At 64.6% G+C, this 16,369-nt stretch carries 14 protein-coding genes and 1 tRNA gene; 4 read left to right on the top strand and 11 right to left on the bottom strand.

Annotated elements, in window-relative coordinates:
• Positions 1-86: 86 nt before the first annotated feature.
• The 9 genes from V6F88_RS17075 to betI all read right to left on the bottom strand — a co-directional run bounded on the left by V6F88_RS17075 (position 87) and on the right by betI (position 8,281).
• Positions 87-866 (bottom strand): CPBP family glutamic-type intramembrane protease, encoded by a 780-nt coding sequence (locus V6F88_RS17075; protein ID WP_332610936.1) that lies wholly within the window; start codon positions 864-866, stop codon positions 87-89.
• On the bottom strand, positions 863-1,462 hold the full coding sequence (gene pth, locus V6F88_RS17070; RefSeq protein WP_332610934.1) for an aminoacyl-tRNA hydrolase: 600 nt from the start codon (positions 1,460-1,462) through the stop codon (positions 863-865). The genes V6F88_RS17075 and pth overlap by 4 nt, the downstream gene beginning before the upstream one ends.
• 97 nt (positions 1,463-1,559) lie before the next feature.
• On the bottom strand, positions 1,560-2,171 hold the full coding sequence (locus V6F88_RS17065) for a 50S ribosomal protein L25/general stress protein Ctc (protein ID WP_046805051.1): 612 nt from the start codon (positions 2,169-2,171) through the stop codon (positions 1,560-1,562).
• Between the two features lie 148 nt (positions 2,172-2,319).
• A complete protein-coding gene (locus tag V6F88_RS17060; RefSeq protein WP_006227587.1) occupies positions 2,320-3,270 on the bottom strand; it encodes a ribose-phosphate pyrophosphokinase in 951 nt (316 codons plus the stop codon).
• 141 nt (positions 3,271-3,411) lie between these two features.
• A tRNA-Gln gene (locus tag V6F88_RS17055) sits at positions 3,412-3,488 on the bottom strand.
• A 1-nt stretch (position 3,489) separates the two neighbouring features.
• A complete protein-coding gene (gene ispE, locus V6F88_RS17050; RefSeq protein WP_332610932.1) occupies positions 3,490-4,389 on the bottom strand; it encodes a 4-(cytidine 5'-diphospho)-2-C-methyl-D-erythritol kinase in 900 nt (299 codons plus the stop codon).
• Positions 4,390-4,421: 32 nt separating this feature from the next.
• Positions 4,422-6,095 carry a choline dehydrogenase gene (betA, locus tag V6F88_RS17045; RefSeq protein WP_332610930.1) on the bottom strand — a complete coding sequence of 558 codons (1,674 nt, stop codon included), beginning with the start codon at positions 6,093-6,095 and terminating at the stop codon, positions 4,422-4,424.
• Positions 6,096-6,173: 78 nt separating this feature from the next.
• Positions 6,174-7,640, bottom strand: coding sequence for a betaine-aldehyde dehydrogenase (gene betB, locus V6F88_RS17040; RefSeq protein ID WP_332610929.1), 1,467 nt, complete (start codon positions 7,638-7,640; stop codon positions 6,174-6,176).
• A gap of 17 nt (positions 7,641-7,657) precedes the next feature.
• Positions 7,658-8,281 carry a transcriptional regulator BetI gene (gene betI, locus V6F88_RS17035; protein WP_332610928.1) on the bottom strand — a complete coding sequence of 208 codons (624 nt, stop codon included), beginning with the start codon at positions 8,279-8,281 and terminating at the stop codon, positions 7,658-7,660.
• A gap of 246 nt (positions 8,282-8,527) precedes the next feature.
• On the opposite strand from betI, the gene V6F88_RS17030 reads away from it, so the two are divergent.
• On the top strand, positions 8,528-10,114 hold the full coding sequence (locus tag V6F88_RS17030) for a BCCT family transporter (protein WP_332610927.1): 1,587 nt from the start codon (positions 8,528-8,530) through the stop codon (positions 10,112-10,114).
• 50 nt (positions 10,115-10,164) lie between these two features.
• On the opposite strand, the gene lolB is transcribed toward V6F88_RS17030, so the two are convergent.
• Together lolB and V6F88_RS17020 are read right to left on the bottom strand one after the other, a co-directional pair.
• Positions 10,165-10,767, bottom strand: a complete 603-nt coding sequence (gene lolB / locus V6F88_RS17025) for a lipoprotein insertase outer membrane protein LolB (protein ID WP_332610926.1) — start codon at positions 10,765-10,767, stop codon at positions 10,165-10,167.
• Positions 10,767-12,653: a tetratricopeptide repeat protein gene (locus tag V6F88_RS17020; RefSeq protein WP_332610924.1), complete on the bottom strand. Its 1,887-nt coding sequence runs from the start codon at positions 12,651-12,653 to the stop codon at positions 10,767-10,769. Before V6F88_RS17020 ends, lolB begins: the two co-directional genes overlap by 1 nt.
• Between V6F88_RS17020 and mutM the strand changes: the two genes are divergently transcribed.
• From mutM to V6F88_RS17005, 3 genes are all read left to right on the top strand, one after another.
• Positions 12,652-13,479, top strand: a complete 828-nt coding sequence (gene mutM / locus V6F88_RS17015) for a bifunctional DNA-formamidopyrimidine glycosylase/DNA-(apurinic or apyrimidinic site) lyase (protein ID WP_332610922.1) — start codon at positions 12,652-12,654, stop codon at positions 13,477-13,479. The genes V6F88_RS17020 and mutM overlap by 2 nt on opposite strands.
• A 136-nt stretch (positions 13,480-13,615) precedes the next feature.
• Positions 13,616-14,569 (top strand): MBL fold metallo-hydrolase, encoded by a 954-nt coding sequence (locus V6F88_RS17010; protein WP_046805058.1) that lies wholly within the window; start codon positions 13,616-13,618, stop codon positions 14,567-14,569.
• A 116-nt stretch (positions 14,570-14,685) separates the two neighbouring features.
• The gene (locus V6F88_RS17005) at positions 14,686-16,365 is read left to right on the top strand and encodes an FAD-dependent oxidoreductase (RefSeq protein ID WP_332610921.1); all 1,680 of its coding nucleotides are present in this window, start codon (positions 14,686-14,688) and stop codon (positions 16,363-16,365) included.
• Positions 16,366-16,369 lie beyond the last annotated feature (4 nt).

Raw genomic sequence — 16,369 nt, 5'->3', positions numbered from 1 at the left:
GTGTAAGTACGGTATTGATCGTTAACGTTCTAGTTTACCCCGGGTGCGCCCCGTGGCAGTTTCGCCTGCGCGGCGATGCGGCCCCGCTATTGGGCAATGGATGGCGCCCAGCGCATCACGGCCCAGATCATCAAAATGGGGCCGGCGTTGAACGTGGCGTGCAGCAGAATGGCCGCGCCGATGCCGCGGCGCACGCGCATCCAGCCCAGCACCAGCCCGGTCAGCCACTGCGGCAGCACCAGCAGCGGCATCAGCCAGTACGGCGTCTTGCTGTAGACAAAATTAGTCAGATGCACCGCCGCGAACGTCAGCGCGACCAGGTGGAACACCAGGCCAAAGTGCTTCAGATAATAGCGCCGCCACGTCGTGTCCCAGCCCGTCAGCAGCGTTGCGCGTTGACGCACGCCCCAGCACGCCAGGATCACGAAGGCGGCCAGCAGCAGCCCCGTCCACAGCTTCGGGCCATACAGCACGACCGGCATCAGCGCGGGCACCAGCCACAGCACCTGCAACGGTCGGCGCAGACCATAGCGGAACAACATTTCTTCGACCAGCGGCGCCCAGATCACCGCCGTGAGCCACGGCAGGTTGGTCGGATCGATGCGGTGGGTGGCGCCCCCCAGGCCGGCGGCCATCACGGCAACGGGACCCAGCGCAAAAAGATTCAGCGCCCACAGCAGCCCGGCCCAGGCCAACAGGCGCCCGGGGCGTATGCCCGGCCACCAGTCGGCTAGCAATCCACTGCCCGCCGCGCGGCCCGGCACGCGCGATAGCGGCCGCGGGTGGCGGATGTAGCGCCAGAAATCCGCGACTTCAGTTCGGAAGCGGGTTTTGGCCACGGGCTGGGATGGCGTGGGGTGGTTCATCCGGCGACGTTGCCGCTATGCAATTGGCGCGTAGCCAACGGAAAATCGCCCGCCAGCATCGCGGGCACGACGGCCCGGCAGCGGTCGATGACGGCTTCGATTTCCTTTTGCTCGTCGCGGCGCGGCGGGTGCAACACAAAGTCGGCAACCTGCTGCGCCAGGCCCAGCGTACGCGGATGGCCGATGCCGATGCGCAGGCGCCAGAAGTTCGGGCTGCCCAGCACGGCCTGGATGTCCTTCAGGCCGTTGTGGCCCGCATGGCCACCGCCCTGCTTGAGCTTGACCTGCCCGGGCAGCAGATCCAGTTCGTCATGCAACACCAGCACCTGTTCCGGCGCCAGCTTGTAGAAGCGCGCCAGGGCGCCCACAGCCTGGCCCGACTTGTTCATATAAGTGTTGGGCTTGAGCAGCAGCACGTTGTCCGCCCCCAGGCGCGACTTGGCGACCATGCCGAAAAAAGATTTCTCTAGCGCAAAAGAAGTGCGCAGATCGTCCGCCAGATGGTCGGCCAGCCAAAAGCCGGCGTTGTGCCGGGTCGTTTCGTAGTCGGGACCGGGGTTACCCAATCCCACAATGAGGCGTATGGGAATAGACATGATGGAGGGTGTTTAAACCAAAAAACCCTGCGCATGCAAATGCACACGCAGGGTTTCGGGCACAAGCCGCGGAAAGCCCGAAGGCTTTCCAGCAGACTTAGGCAGCCGGAGCGGCTTCTTCGGCTTCGTCGGCAGCGGCAGCGCCGCCCTTGACGATGGCGGCAGCCAGCAGCGGGTTGTCTTCACCGCCGTGGGGCACGTACGTCACGCCCATGGGCAGCTTGATGTCGGCCAGGTGGATCGAAGCGCCGGCCAGGATGTTGGTCAGGTCGACTTCGATGAACTGGGGCAGAGCCTTCGGCAGGCAGGTGATTTCCAGTTCGGTCGTCACGTGGCTGATGATGGCGCCGGCCAGCTTCACAGCGGGCGAGATTTCGGCGTTGACAAAGTGCAGCGGCACCTTGGTACGCAGAGCTTGGTTGGCGTCCACGCGCTGGAAGTCCACGTGCAGGACTTGCGGCTTGTAGGCGTGCCATTGAACCGAACGCAACAACACTTGCTCATCCTTCGAGCCTTCGAGCTGCATTTGCAGGATCGATGCGTGGAATTCTTCCTTACGCAGGGCGTGATAGATCTCGTTGTGGTCGAGTTCGATGTTCAGGGGGGCAGCCGTACCACCATAGACAATGGCGGGAACGCGGCCCGCGCGGCGCAGGCGGCGGCTCGCACTCGAACCCTGGACGCTACGCGCAGTGGCGATGAATTTCATGGAAAACTCCAAAAACAAAATAAGGTGAAGAGGCTTCACCAGTTAACGGCACGGCGCGCAACATGCGCGCCGTGTTGATTGCGCCTTGCCGCGACCAGCAAGGTACAAAAACTAAGGGTAGGCTGCGGCCTGACCGACGCGAATCGCGTCAGTCGACGAACAGCGAGCTGACCGATTCCGCGTTCGAGATACGCAGGATGGTCTCGCCCAGCAGCGCGGCGCACGACAGCTGGCGGATCTTGCCGCTGGCCTGGCCTTGCTCGGAGAGCGGGATGGTGTCGGTGACGACCAGTTCGTCCAGTTCCGACGCTTCAATGCGGTCAATGGCGCCGCCCGACAGCACGGGGTGCGTGCAATAGGCGTAAACGGCGCCGGCGCCGCGGTCTTTCAGGGCCTGGGCCGCCTTGCACAGCGTGCCGGCGGTGTCGACCATGTCGTCCATGATGATGCAGGTGCGGCCGTCGACTTCACCGATGATGTTCATCACTTCCGACACGTTGGCGCGCGGACGACGCTTGTCGATGATGGCCAGGTCGGCTTCCAGCTGCTTGGCCAGCGCGCGGGCGCGAACCACGCCGCCGATGTCCGGGGACACCACGACCAGGTTCGAGAAATTGCGGCGCCAGATGTCGCCCAGCAAGATCGGACCGGCGTAGATGTTGTCCACGGGGATGTCGAAGAAACCCTGGATCTGGTCAGCGTGCAGGTCCATCGTCAGGACGCGGTCAACGCCAGCCACTTGCAGCATGTTGGCCACCACCTTGGCCGAGATCGCGACGCGCGCCGAACGCGGGCGGCGGTCTTGGCGGGCATAGCCAAAGTACGGAATCGCGGCGGTGATGCGGCCGGCCGACGCGCGGCGCAGGGCATCAACCATCACCATGATTTCCATCAGGTTGTCATTGGTGGGCGCACAGGTGGGTTGCAGGACGAAGACGTCCTTGCCACGCACGTTCTCGTTGATTTCGACCATCACCTCGCCGTCGGAAAAGCGACCGACGGTCATCTTGCCCAGGGACATATCGAGGTGGTTGACTACGTCCACGGCCAGCCGAGTGTTGGCCGTGCCCGTGAAGATCATGAAGCTATCGTTTGCCATGATGGATGATGCGATGGTCGTTGTAAGACACTAACGAGGTGATGCGGGGTGGAAACACCAGCGAATCCGGAAAATAAAAAAGCTGCTGAACCCGGGCCAGTGTCTTACAGGCGTGTTCAACAGCTTTTTTATGTATTCGGTTGGCTGGGGAGGAAGGATTCGAACCTTCGCATGCCGGAATCAAAATCCGGTGCCTTAACCAGCTTGGCGACTCCCCAACTATCTTGCAATCCAATTCCGCAACGGATGTTCAGTTAAACCAGTACAAGCCTGCACTAACCGAAACCGTGGATGCGTTGTGCTGTTTGTTTTAACAGCGCCGCGCATTATAGCGGATATTTCTGTTTTCGCCAAAACGGCTTCGGAAAGTTCTGAGAATTCGGCGAATAAACATGCGCCTGATCCCGACATGCGTACAGGATAACCCTGTTCTGCAAGCCACCGCGATGCCCTGAATACTTCAGGATAAAGACGGTGAACCACCGGCTCCAAGTCATTTTTCCCGAAGGAAAAAGTTGGCGAAGCAAGAAAGTCCGCTATTGTGATGTAAGAAGAATCCCTTGTCAAATCGGGTGCCGAAAATATTCCTACAGTCGGCACGCTGGTGTCAGGTTGCGCTACGAGATACGCGCGTTCGGGCAGCGTCACGGCGGTCAGTGCTTCGCCCACGCCTTCCGCAAAAGCGGATTGCCCGAACACGAATACCGGCACGTCGGCGCCCAACGGCAAGGCCAGGTCCATCAGCTGGCGCCGCGTGAGGCCCGTGTTCCACAGCTTGTTCAAGGCGATCAACACCGTGGCCGCATCGCTGGAACCGCCGCCCAGCCCGCCCCCCTGTGGAATCCGTTTTTCAAGGCCGATCCGCACGCCCTGGCGCGTGCCGGTGGCGCGCTGCAAAGCATGCGCGGCCCGCAGGGTCAGGTCGTCGGCTTCCGACACGCCGGCAAGCTCGGTGGCGCGGCTGATGATGCCGTCGGCGCGCACGTCGAAATGCAGCGTGTCGCAAAGGTCGATGAAGCGGAAAACCGTTTGCAGCAGGTGGTAGCCGTCAGCGCGGCGGCCCACCACGTGCAAAAACAAATTCAGCTTGGCGGGAGCGGGTACGTCGTACAGAGTCACATCAGGCAACCGGTGCGGGACAAGCCCACATTCTAGCCACGCGCCGGGCCCTGCGCCGTGTAGTACGGCACGTTGGCGCGCGCCAGGGGCTCGCGGCCACGCAGATGGTCGGCCAGCTTTTCGGCCATCATGATGACCGGCGCGTTCAGGTTGCCCGTGACGATGTCCGGCATGATGGACGCATCGATCACGCGCAGGTTTTGCAGCCCGTGCACGCGCCCATAGCCATCCACCACCGCCATCGGGTCCGAGACCGCCCCCATCTTGTTCGAGCACGACGGGTGATACGCGGTCTCGGCTTGCGCGCGCACAAAGGCATCCAGGTCCGCATCGCTTTGCAGGGCATTGCCCGGCGAAATCTCGCGGCCGGCATATTGCGCCAGCGCGGGCTGCGCGAAGAGTTCACGCGTGATGCGCAGCGCCGCGCGAAATTCGCGCCAGTCCCGCGGGTGCGACATGTAGTTGAACAAGATACTGGGATGGTCGTGCGGCGAGCGCGACCGTACGTGCACGCGCCCCCGGCTGGGCGAGCGCATTGACCCCACATGCATCTGGAAACTGTGTGCCTTGATCGGGTTGGACCCGTTGTAATTGATGGCCACCGGCAAGAAGTGATATTGCAGGTTCGGCCACGGGAAGTCGTCGTGGCTGCGTATGAAACCGCCGGCTTCGAATTGGTTGCTGGCGCCGATGCCCGTCCCCATCAACAACCACTCAGCACCGATCGCCGGCTGATTGCGCAACCTGAGCGCGGGGGCCAGCGACACGGGCTGCTTGCATTCAACCTGCACGTAAAGCTCCAGGTGGTCTTGCAGGTTTTCGCCCACGCCGGGCAATTCATGGCGCACGGCGATGCCCAGGCGGCGCAGCAGCTGGCCCGCGCCCACGCCTGACCGTTGCAGGATCTGCGGCGACGCGATGGCGCCCGCGCACAGCAGCACCTCGCGGCGGGCAAAGCTGCGGTGCTGCTGGCCATGCTGTTCCCAGGCCACGCCTTCGGCGCGCTGGCCCGAAAACAGGATCACGTCGGTCAACGCCCGTGTCACGATGGTGAGGTTGGCGCGCCCGCGCGCCTGATCCAGATAGCCGCGTGCCGTGCTGGCGCGACGCCCGCGCGGGGTCACGGTGCGGTCCATGGGGCCAAAGCCTTCCTGCCGATAACCGTTCATGTCAGGCGTATGCGGATAGCCCGCCTGCGTGCCCGCCGTAATCATGGCGTCGAACAACGGGTTGTTGTCCAGCTTGGGCGTGGTGACGCTGACGGGCCCGGCGCCACCGTGATATTCGCAGGCGCCAACGTCGCGGCTTTCGGCCTTCTTGAAGTACGGCAGGCACGACAGGTAATCCCAATGCGCCAGGCCTTCGATGCGCGCCCAATGGTCGTAGTCCAGCGCATTGCCACGGATGTAGCACATGCCGTTGATCAGCGACGACCCGCCCAGGCCCTTGCCGCGGCCGCAGTCCAGGCGGCGCCCGTTCAGGTGCGGCTCGGGGTCCGTCTGGTAGCCCCAGTTGTAGCGCCTGCCTTGCAACGGCATGGCCAGCGCGGCCGGCATCTGTGTGCGGAAATCGAAACGGTGATCCTGCCCGCCCGCTTCCAGCAGCAGCACGGTGGTGCCCGGGTCTTCGGTCAGCCGCGTGGCCAGCGTGTTACCGGCTGATCCCGCGCCCACGATGATGTAGTCGTACTCCCGCTTGATCGACATGCCCTTCCCCCCTACGCGTACAGAAAGCGGGCGGCCCGGCGTCACGCCCGGCGCCCGGTGCGATGTGCGACGGCGCCGTCAGAACACCGAGGCGAACTCCCCAAGTTCGACCTGGACGGACTTCGTTTGCGTATATTGCGCCAGCGCGTCCAAGCCGTTTTCGCGGCCCAGACCCGACTGCTTGTATCCGCCCACCGGCATTTGCGCGGGAGATTCGCCCCACGTGTTGATCCAGCAAATGCCCGCCTGCAAGCGATGCGCGATGCGGTGCGCGGCGGCAAGGTCGCTGCTGACCACGCCCGCCGCCAAGCCGTAGCGGCTGTCGTTGGCGCGCTGCACGACTTCGTCCTGGCTATCGAAAGACAGGATGGTCATGACGGGACCAAAGATCTCTTCCTGCACGATTTCCATGCTGTCGTCGCAGTCGGTGAACACGGTGGGGGCCACGTACGCGCCCTTGGCCAGCACGCCGTCCGTCAAGCGCACACCGCCGGCCAGCAAGGTTGCGCCTTCGCGCTTGCCGATTTCGATCCAGCTCAGCACGCCGTCCATGTGCGCGGCGCTGACCAGCGGGCCGAAGTTGGTGCGGGGGTCGAAGGGGTCGCCCACCCGAATGCGTGCCACGCGTTCCAGCACGGCGGCTTCGAATGCCGCCTTTTGCGACCGGTGCACGAAGACGCGCGTGCCGTTGGTGCACACCTGCCCCGAGCTGAAGAAATTGGCCATCATGGCGATGTCCGCGGCGCGTTCGACGGAAGCGTCGGGCAACACGATCAAGGCGGACTTGCCGCCCAGTTCCAGCGTCACGCTCTTGAGTGATGCCGCCGCCACCCCCATGACCCGCTTGCCCGTATCCACGCCGCCCGTAAAGGATACTTTCGCCACGGCCGGGTGCCCGGTCAGCCAGTCGCCGATGTCACGGCCGCTGCCCAACACCACATTGAAAACGCCGTTGGGCACGCCGGCTTCGGTATAGATTTCGGCAAGCCGCAGCGCCGTCAGGGGCGTGATTTCGGCGGGTTTGAAGACCATTGCGTTACCCGTGGCCAGCGCCGCGGCCGACTTCCACATGGCGATCTGAACCGGATAATTCCATGCGCCGATGCCCGCGATCACCCCCAACGGTTCACGCCGCGTGTAGAAGAAGCTGGACTCGCGCAGCGGCACCTGGATGCCTTGCACGGCAGCCGCCAAGCCCGCGTAGTACTCGATGACGTCCACGCCGGTGGCGATGTCCACCGTGCGGGTTTCCGACAGCGGCTTGCCGGTATCCAGCGTTTCCAGTTCGGCCAGTTCGTCATTGCGTTCGCGCAGCAGCTGCGCGGCCCGCAGCAGCACCTGGCCGCGCTGGGCGGGGGACCGCGCCGCCCATGCCCTTTGCCCTTCTTGCGCGCTGGCCACCGCGCGGTCGATATCCTGTCGGGCGGCCACCTGCACTTCCGCCAACACCGCGCCATTGGCGGGGTTCACCGTGGTGATGGTCTTGCTGCTGATGGCGTTGGTGCGCCGACCGTGGATGTAGAGTTGCTGGATGGGCAAAGGCATGGAGGTCCGTCCTATTGTCAAAGTGAGGGCGGGCCCAGGGCCGGCTCCCCCACGAATTGGCTGCGAGCTAGCAGCAGGTCTACATAGTCGTAAGCGACGGCGCGCGCTTGTTCGCCCGCGAAATCCGCGCCCATCAAACCACCGCGCAACCACAACCCGTCGACCATGGCGGCCAGGCCGCGCGCGGCTTCCCGCGCTTGGGCAAGCGGCAGCACGCGCTGGAATTGGCAGCACAGGTTGGAATGCAGCCGGCGATCATTGGCGCGTTGCAAACGGCCCAGGCGCGGCTGGTGCATGCTGGCCGCCCAGAACGTCAGCCACGCGCGCATCGCGCTGCGCGAAACCTGCGTGGGCACGAAGTTGCCTTCGATGATGGCGCGCAGTTGGGCACGGGCGTCGGGCGCGGCAGCGGCGCGCGCGCGCGAAATGGAATCACGCAGGTTGCGCAGCAATTCCCGCATGGACGCTTCCAGCAAGCCGTCCTTGTCGCCGAAGTAATGGCTGATGATGCCGGTGGACAGTTTGGCGGCGCGGGCAATGTGCGCGACGGAGCTTTCCGCCAGGCCGACCTGATCGATGGATTCAAGCGTGGCCTGAATAAGCTGATTGCAACGAATGGGCTGCATTCCGACTTTTGGCATGTTGCGCGGGGATTCCTGATGACGTGACGATGGCGACGGCAAGGACGGCAACGAGCTGTCCGCCGGGTGCGGTCGAGTCTAATTTATATTGATTGATCGTTCAATATAAAAACGGTAAGGTGCCGCAGACACATTGCCGGCAGACACATTGCCGGCAGACACATTGCCCGCAACACATCGACGGCAGCAACGCGAACAGCATCACACCGGTAGCACCACGCAGCATCACCACACGGGGAGACAGCGGTGCGGCATGAACGGACCACTTCGACGCAGCCAACGGCAAGCGCACCGCCTTGGCGCGCATGGCTGGCGCATACCAATCCCATCGTTTTTCTTAGCGCGGCCGTCTCCGTCCTGGCGTTCGGCGCCCTGCTCATCTGGCAGCCCGATGCCGCGCAGGCATGGCTGCAAGCGGCGCAGTTGCTGGTGGCATCGCACTTTGGCTGGTACTACATGCTGGCCATGACCATCAGCGTGGGCTTTGCCCTATGGCTGGCCCTGTCGCGCCACGGCGCGCTGCGCCTGGGCGATGACGACGAGGCCCCGGAATTCAGTTATCTGTCTTGGGTGTCGATGCTGTTTTCATCCGGCATCGGCATCGCGCTGGTCTATTACGGCGTCTACGAACCCCTGGACCACTTCCTGTTGCCGCCCACCGGCGTGGGCGGCACGCAAGAGGCGGCGCGCAACGCGCTGACGCTGACCTTTCTGCACTGGGGCATCCACGGCTGGACGCTCTATGCCCTGACCGCCACCGCGCTTGCCTATTTTGCGTACCGCCACAAGCAGCCGCTGGCGCTGCGTTCGCCCTTGCAGGGGCTGTCGGACAAACCCTTGCCCAAGGGGGTCGGCCATGCGGTGGACGGCTTCGGCGTGCTGGCCACGATAGTCTCCATGGTCACCAACCTGGGCCTGGGCGCCTTGCTGCTGCACGCGGGCCTGACCTATCTGCTTAACGTTCCCGACACGGCCGCCGCCCAGGTGCCCATCGTCATCATCATGATGGTGGTGGCCACCGGCGCGGCCGCCCTGGGCATCAAGCGCGGCATTGCCGTGCTGTCCAACGTGAACACCGCATTGATGTGCCTGTTGTTGCTGTTCGTCTTCCTGGCCGGACCCACCCGCCTGCTGCTGGACGGCATGGTGCAGAACCTGGGCGACTACCTCAATGCGTTTCCGGGCAAGACGTTCGACCTGTACCTGTACGACATGAAGGCCGTGCGCTGGACCAGTTCCTGGACCATCTTCTATTGGGCCTGGTGGATCGGTTGGGCGCCCTTCGTCGGCATGTTCATCGCCCGTATTTCACGCGGACGGCGGATACGGGAATTGATCTTCGGAGTGATGCTGGTGCCGCTGGGCTTCACGCTGGCCTGGCTATCCATCTTCGGCAACACCGCCATCAATCTGGTGATGAACGAGGGCGCGGCGGGGCTGGGCGAAATGGCCTTGGCCAATCCGCCCATGGCGTTCTACACGCTGATGGAATACCTGCCGCTGACGCAGTGGGTGGCCGCCGTGGGCGTGGTGATGTCGTTCATGCTGTTCCTGACGCCGGTCGATTCAGGCACGCTGATGATCGCCAACCTGTCCGCGCGCAACGCGGACGCCGGGCACGATGCGCCCATCTGGCTGCGGGTATTCTGGGCGTCGCTGACCACGATGCTGGGCGTGGGGTTGCTGCTGGCGGGCAACTTCAATGCGATGCAGACCGCGGTGGTGCTGTGCGGCCTGCCCTTTTCGGTGATCTTGCTGGGCTACATGGCCAGCCTGTACCGGGCGCTGGCCCGAGACAACCCCGAGCCCGGCCGCCAGCCCCTCCCGCGCTGAAGCGAGCCAAACATGCGGGCTAAAAATGCGGGCTAAAAAGCGGGGGACGTTTACGGCTGGTTGACCACCAGCCGAACCATGATGCGGCGACCCGGCTCCTGGCGTTGCAGCACCAGCATCCGCGGGCCCAGGTTGTCGTAGCGCGACAGGTTGGCGCGCCAGCCGCCTTGCTCGAAGGCGGTGGGACGGCCCTGATCGTCACGCGCGATCTCCGACGCTTCCGGGTCGGCGGGCAACTTGCCGCGCAGCCAGTCACGCAAGCCCGACACGGGCATGCTGCTGCCCAGCGCTTCTTCGGCCAGGGCATCGGGGTTATCGGCTTCCAGGCGGGTGCCGTCAGCCTTGGTCAGGGTGGCCGCGCCGGGCCGCCCTTGCACGCGCGCTTCGGTTGAACCCAACGGGTTGGTCAGGTCCAGCACATAGCGCTGGCCGTCGTCCGACCACGAAAACCCGCCCTGTACGGCGTTTTGCTTGCCGCCTTCTTCGTTGACGGTGATCGCAAAGCGGCCAATGCGCGAGAACGCATCGGCGCCGGCGCCTTCAATGGGTTTGGGCGTGGTGGTGCAGGCGGCAAGCGCCGCCGCCAGCAACGTCAGGAGCGCCAGGCGCAGCCAGGCAACCATGCCCGGCAGGCGTCGCAATGCCAAAGCCATCACAGGTTGACTCCCAGCCGCCGAACGACGTCCTGGACGGTCTTGTTCTTGGGATCTTTCATCAGCGCCACGCGCAGCAGCTCGATGGCCTGATCGCGCTTGCCTTGGCTCCAGAGCACTTCGGCCAGGTGGGCGGCGATGTCGGCTTCGGGGCGCACGCTGTAGGCGCGGCGCAGGTACTGCGCGGCGGATTCGGATTCGCCCATGCGGTACTTGACCCAGCCCATGCTGTCCAGAATGAACGGGTCGTTGGGCGACAGTTCAAGCGCCTGGGTGATCAGGTCCAGCGCTTCGGGCAGGCGCTGGTTGTGGTCGGCCAGCGTGTAGCCCAACGCGTTGTAGGCGTGGGCGTGGTCCGGGTCCAGCGCGATGACCTGGCGCAGCATGCGTTCAAGATCGGCCAGGCGGTTCTGGCGTTCGTACAGCATCGCCAGTTCGTATTTGATTTCGACGGTGTCCGGCAGCGCCTGGTCGGCGGCTTCCAGGGTGCTGACCGCTTGCGGCACGCGGTCCGCGTCGCGCAGGATCTGCGCCTTGGTCAAGACGCCCAGCGTGCGCTCTTCTTCGTCTTGCGGGCCGGCGGCGTCGATCATGGCCAGCGCGTCGTCCACGCGGCCGCTCTTGGCGCGCAACGCGGCTTGACGCATCTGCACGGAATAACGCAGCGTCGGGTCGTCGATGCGGCCCAGTTCGCGGATGGCTTCGTCGTAGTTGCCCTGGTCTTCGGCAATGCGCGACAGCAGCACGTGCGCGTCGGCCGCGGCGGCGCCGGCATCGGTTGCGCCCGGCACCGTGGCGCGCTGACGCTGCTGCTGCACGTCCAGATACTGTTGCAGCAAGGTCTTGGCTTGCGGCAGTTGCCCCGCCTTGTAAGCCAGCTGCGCCTGCATGAAAAGCAGGTCAAAGTCTTCCGGCGACCGGCGCGACATGGCTTGCAGTTCGGACAGCGCGCCGTTGTAGTCGCCGCTATCGGCCAACTGGCCCGCCAGCATCAGGCGCACCTTGCGGGCGTTGGGATTGCGGTTGATATAGGCGCGGGCCTCGGTCTGGGCGCGTTGCGGGTCCACCTTGGAGCCGTATTCCAGCAGACGCTGGGCGGCAGCTTCGGATTTCGGGTCGCCGGCCAGGGCCGCCCGGGATTCCTGCGTGGCGCGTTCGTAATCACCCGCGGCCGAGGCCACGTCGGCCAAGGCCAGATGGGCGGCAGGCAGCTTGCGCACGCTGTCGCTCAGGGATTCGTCCAGGATGCGCAGCGCCAGGCGGCGGTCGTTCAGGCGGCTGAGCACGGCCAGCGCCTGGCCGATGGCGGCCGGCTTGTCGCGCGAGGCGTCGATGCGGTTGCGCAGCGCCTGGGCCAGGCCCTTGGTCTGGCCATTGGCGGCCGCCAGGGCCAGCTCGGTGGAGCTGGCTTCGACGTCGTTGGGAGACAGGCGCGCCCACACGCGGGCGGCGTCCAGCGCACCGGCAAGATTGCCGCCGGCCAACTGGAACTCCAGGCCGCGTCGCGCCAGGCGGGGGTCGCCCGTGTCGCGGGCAAGGCCGACCATGGTGGTGGCCGCCGTGCCGTACATGCCGCGCTGGGCGGCGATTTCTGACGCGAGGACGCGGTAGAAGATGTCGGCGGTCAGCGAGACATAGGGCAACTGACCCGGCCGCAGGCGGATCACCTCGGTTTCCGGCTGGCGGTTCTGCGGGGCCATGCGAGGCCCGGTCGCATCACGCGTCCGGCTGTCGGCCGCCTGGGCCGGCAGCGAAAAACCTGTTGCCAGCGCAAGCGCCAACACGGCGATCCCGATATTCATTTGTTTGAAAGACGACTTCACGCGGCCCGTCCGGTTGATGGCACAATCTTCGTACACGCAATTGATGATCTTACACTGGCTCATGCCGGAACTGCCTGAAGTCGAAACCACGCGTCGAGGAATCGACGCCGTCATCACCGGCCGGACGCTCTTGCGACTGGTCATCCACGAAGCCCGCATGCGCTGGCCCATCCCCGCCGACCTGCCGACGCAGATCGGCGGGCGCGAGGTGCTGGAATGCGCCCGCCGCGGCAAGTATCTGCTGCTGCGGTTCGAGCACGGCACCCAGATCGTGCATCTGGGCATGTCGGGATCGCTGCGCAGCGTGGCCCCTGGTGAGTTTCTGCGCAAGCACGACCATGTCGAATGGATCTTCCAGGATGCGGTGCTGCGCCTGCACGACCCCCGCCGCTTTGGCGCGGTGTTGTGGCATGACCATGCCGATGGCCCCATCGACGCGCATCCGCTGCTGGCCAAGCTGGGCATCGAGCCCTTCGACCCCCGCTTTGACGGCGCCTGGCTGCACCGGCATTTCAAGAACCATGGCGCCGCCATCAAGCAGGTGCTACTGGCCGGCATGGCCGTGGTGGGCGTGGGCAATATCTACGCATCCGAAAGCCTGTTCCGCGCGCGCATCAACCCCAAGACGCCTGCCAACAAACTGTCATTGGCCCGTTGCGAACGGCTGGCCGACATGGTGCGCGCCACGCTGGCCGACGCCCTGACCTCTGGCGGCAGCACGCTGCGGGACTACGTGGGCGCCACCGGCGAACCCGGCGCGTACTTCGAGATCCACGCCGCTGTCTATGAACGCGAAGGCCGGCCCTGCCGCGTGTGCGAAACCCCGATACGGCGGTTCGTCCAGGGCCAGCGGGCGACTTACTACTGCCCAAAATGCCAACGGAACTAGGCCTAAGGCCCTGAAATTCCGGGGAAAATCCCTGCAAACCCTCGGCCATTTGTTTATAGCGAACGTATTGCACAAACACTAACGCCACGCTATATTCCTTCCACACACTATTCCTATAACAGTGGAAGGAGCCTCCATGAGCAAGCAATTCGCCTCGCACGCCGACATGGACGACAAGGTCGTCTCGTTTGAAAAACTGTCCGACAACGCCTATGCCTACACGGCCGAAGGCGACCCCAACACGGGCGTGATCATCGGCGACGAGGCCGTCATGGTGATCGACACCCAGGCCACCCCGGTCATGGCGCAAGACGTCATCCGCCGCATCCGCGAAGTGACCGACAAGCCGATCAAGTACATCCTGCTGTCGCACTATCACGCCGTGCGCGTGTTCGGCGCGTCCGCCTACAACGCCCAGGAAATCCTGGCCAGCCGCGACACCTATGACCTGATCGTCGAACGCGGCGAACAGGACAAGGCCAGCGAAATCGGCCGCTTCCCGCGCCTGTTCCGCAACGCCGAATCGATTCCGCCGGGCCTGGTCTGGCCGACGATGACGTTCAAGGGCGAAATGACCGTCAACCTGGGCAACCTGGAAGTCAAGTTGCTGCAAGTGGGACGTGGCCACACCAAGGGCGACACCATCGCCTGGCTGCCCGAGCAGAAGATCCTGTTTGCCGGTGACCTGGTGGAATACCAATCCACCCCGTACTGCGGCGACGCCTACTTCCGCGACTGGCCCACCACGCTGGACGCGCTGTCGGGCTTTGAAGCCGAAAAGATGGTGCCCGGACGCGGCCCGGCGCTCAAGAACGCCACCGAAGTGCGCCAGGGTCTGGCAGGCACCCGCGCGTTCCTGACCGACCTGTACGGCGCCGTGAATCGCGGCGTGGCTGAAGGCAAGGACCTGAAGACGATCTACCGCGAGGTCTACGACTTCATGAAGCCGCGCTACAGCGACTGGGTCATCTTTGATCACTGCATGCCGTTCGACGTGTCGCGCGCCTATGACGAAGCTTCGGGCCACACGCACCCGCGCATCTGGACCGACAAGCGCGACCTGGAAATGTGGGCGCAGCTGGAAGGCTGACCCCGGCGGGCCGGCAGCCCCGGCCCGATTGATTGCAGCAAGAACCGAAGGCGCGCGTCGCAAGGCGGCGCGTGGCTTCGCGCATAAAAACAAAATGACCCACACAGGAGACAACCGTGGGAGACATCGACTTTCAGGCGATGGAGTTCGCCTATGAAAAGCACGCCGACCAAAGCGCCGGCACGGCCCCTCGCCACCAGGTGGTAGTGGTGGGCGCCGGCCCGGTCGGCCTGACCACCGCGCTGGACCTGGCTCGCCAGGGCGTGCGCGTGGTGGTGCTGGACGACGATTACCGCTTGTCCACCGGGTCGCGCGCCATCTGCTTTTCCAAGCGCACGCTGGAAATCTGGGACCGCCTGGGCGTCGGCCAGCGCATGATCGACAAGGGCGTGTCGTGGAACGTGGGCAAGGTGTTCTTCCGTGAACAGGAAGTGTGGCGCTTTGACCTCTTGCCCGAACCCGGCCATCGGCGCCCCGCCTTCATCAACCTTCAGCAGTACTACGCCGAAGGCTATCTGTACGAACAAGCCCGCCAGGAACCGAACATCGACCTGCGCTGGAAAAACAAGGTCGCCGGCGTCACACAGACCGACGACGGCGTAACCCTGACCATCGACACGCCCGAAGGCGCCTACACGCTGCACGCCGACTGGCTGGTGGCCTGCGACGGCGCACGCTCGCCCGTGCGCAAGCTGATCGGTCAGGAAAGCCACGGCCGCATCTTCCGCGACCGCTTCCTGATCGCCGACGTGAAGATGAAAGCCGACTTCCCGACCGAGCGCTGGTTCTGGTTCGATCCGCCCTTTCATCCGAACCAATCCGTACTGCTGCACCGTCAGCCGGACAACGTCTGGCGCATCGATTTCCAGCTGGGCTGGAATGCCGACCCCGTCGAAGCCGTCAAGCCGGAAAACGTGCTGCCGCGCATCCGCGCGCTGCTCGGGCCCGACGCGCAATTCGATCTGGAATGGGTCAGCGTCTACACCTTTGCGTGTGAACGCATGGACAAGTTCCGCCATGGCCGCGTCGTGTTCGCGGGCGACTCCGCGCACCGCGTCTCGCCCTTCGGCGCGCGCGGCGCCAACAGCGGCGTGCAGGATGCCGAAAACCTGGCCTGGAAATTGAAGCTGGTGCTGGCGGGCCTGGCCCCCGATGCGCTGATCGACAGCTACAGTGTTGAACGCGAATACGCCGCCGACGAGAACATCCTGAATTCGTCGCGCGCCACGGATTTCATCACGCCCAAGAGCGACATCAGCCGCAGCTTCCGCAACGCCGTGTTGAACCTGGCCAAGACGCATCCGTTCGCCCGTTCACTGGTGAATAGCGGCCGCCTGTCGCTACCCGCAACGTATGCCGCGTCGCCGCTGAATACGCCCGATACGGACGCGTTCGCGGGCCGCATGGTGCCCGGCGCCGTCGCGCTGGATGCGCCGGTGACGCAGAACGGCGACAAGGACTGGTGGCTGGCGCAGCTGGACAGTGGCTTCGTGCTGGCCCTGTTCTGCGGCAACGCACTGCCCGATCGCGACACGCAGTTGGCGTTGCAAGCGATGCGCATGGGCGCGGTGCCCGTCAAGACGGTGCTGGTGTTGGATGCGCAATGCGACGCTTCTAACCTGGCTGCCGACCTGCCCGTGGTGACGGACGTGGAAGGTTGCCTGGCCAAGCGTTACGACGCGCAAGCGGGCACGGCCTACCTGATCCGCCCCGATCAGCACATCGCCGCGCGCTGGCGCGCCTTCAACGCCGACGCGGTCGCAGCCGCCGTCAAGCGGGCCACGGGCCACGCATGAATAC

The organism is Achromobacter sp. ESBL13 (genome assembly GCF_036668755.1).
Lineage (GTDB): Bacteria > Pseudomonadota > Gammaproteobacteria > Burkholderiales > Burkholderiaceae_B > Achromobacter.
The sequence above is the reverse complement of the archived record's forward strand: the minus strand, read 5'-3'. Positions and strand labels throughout refer to the sequence as shown.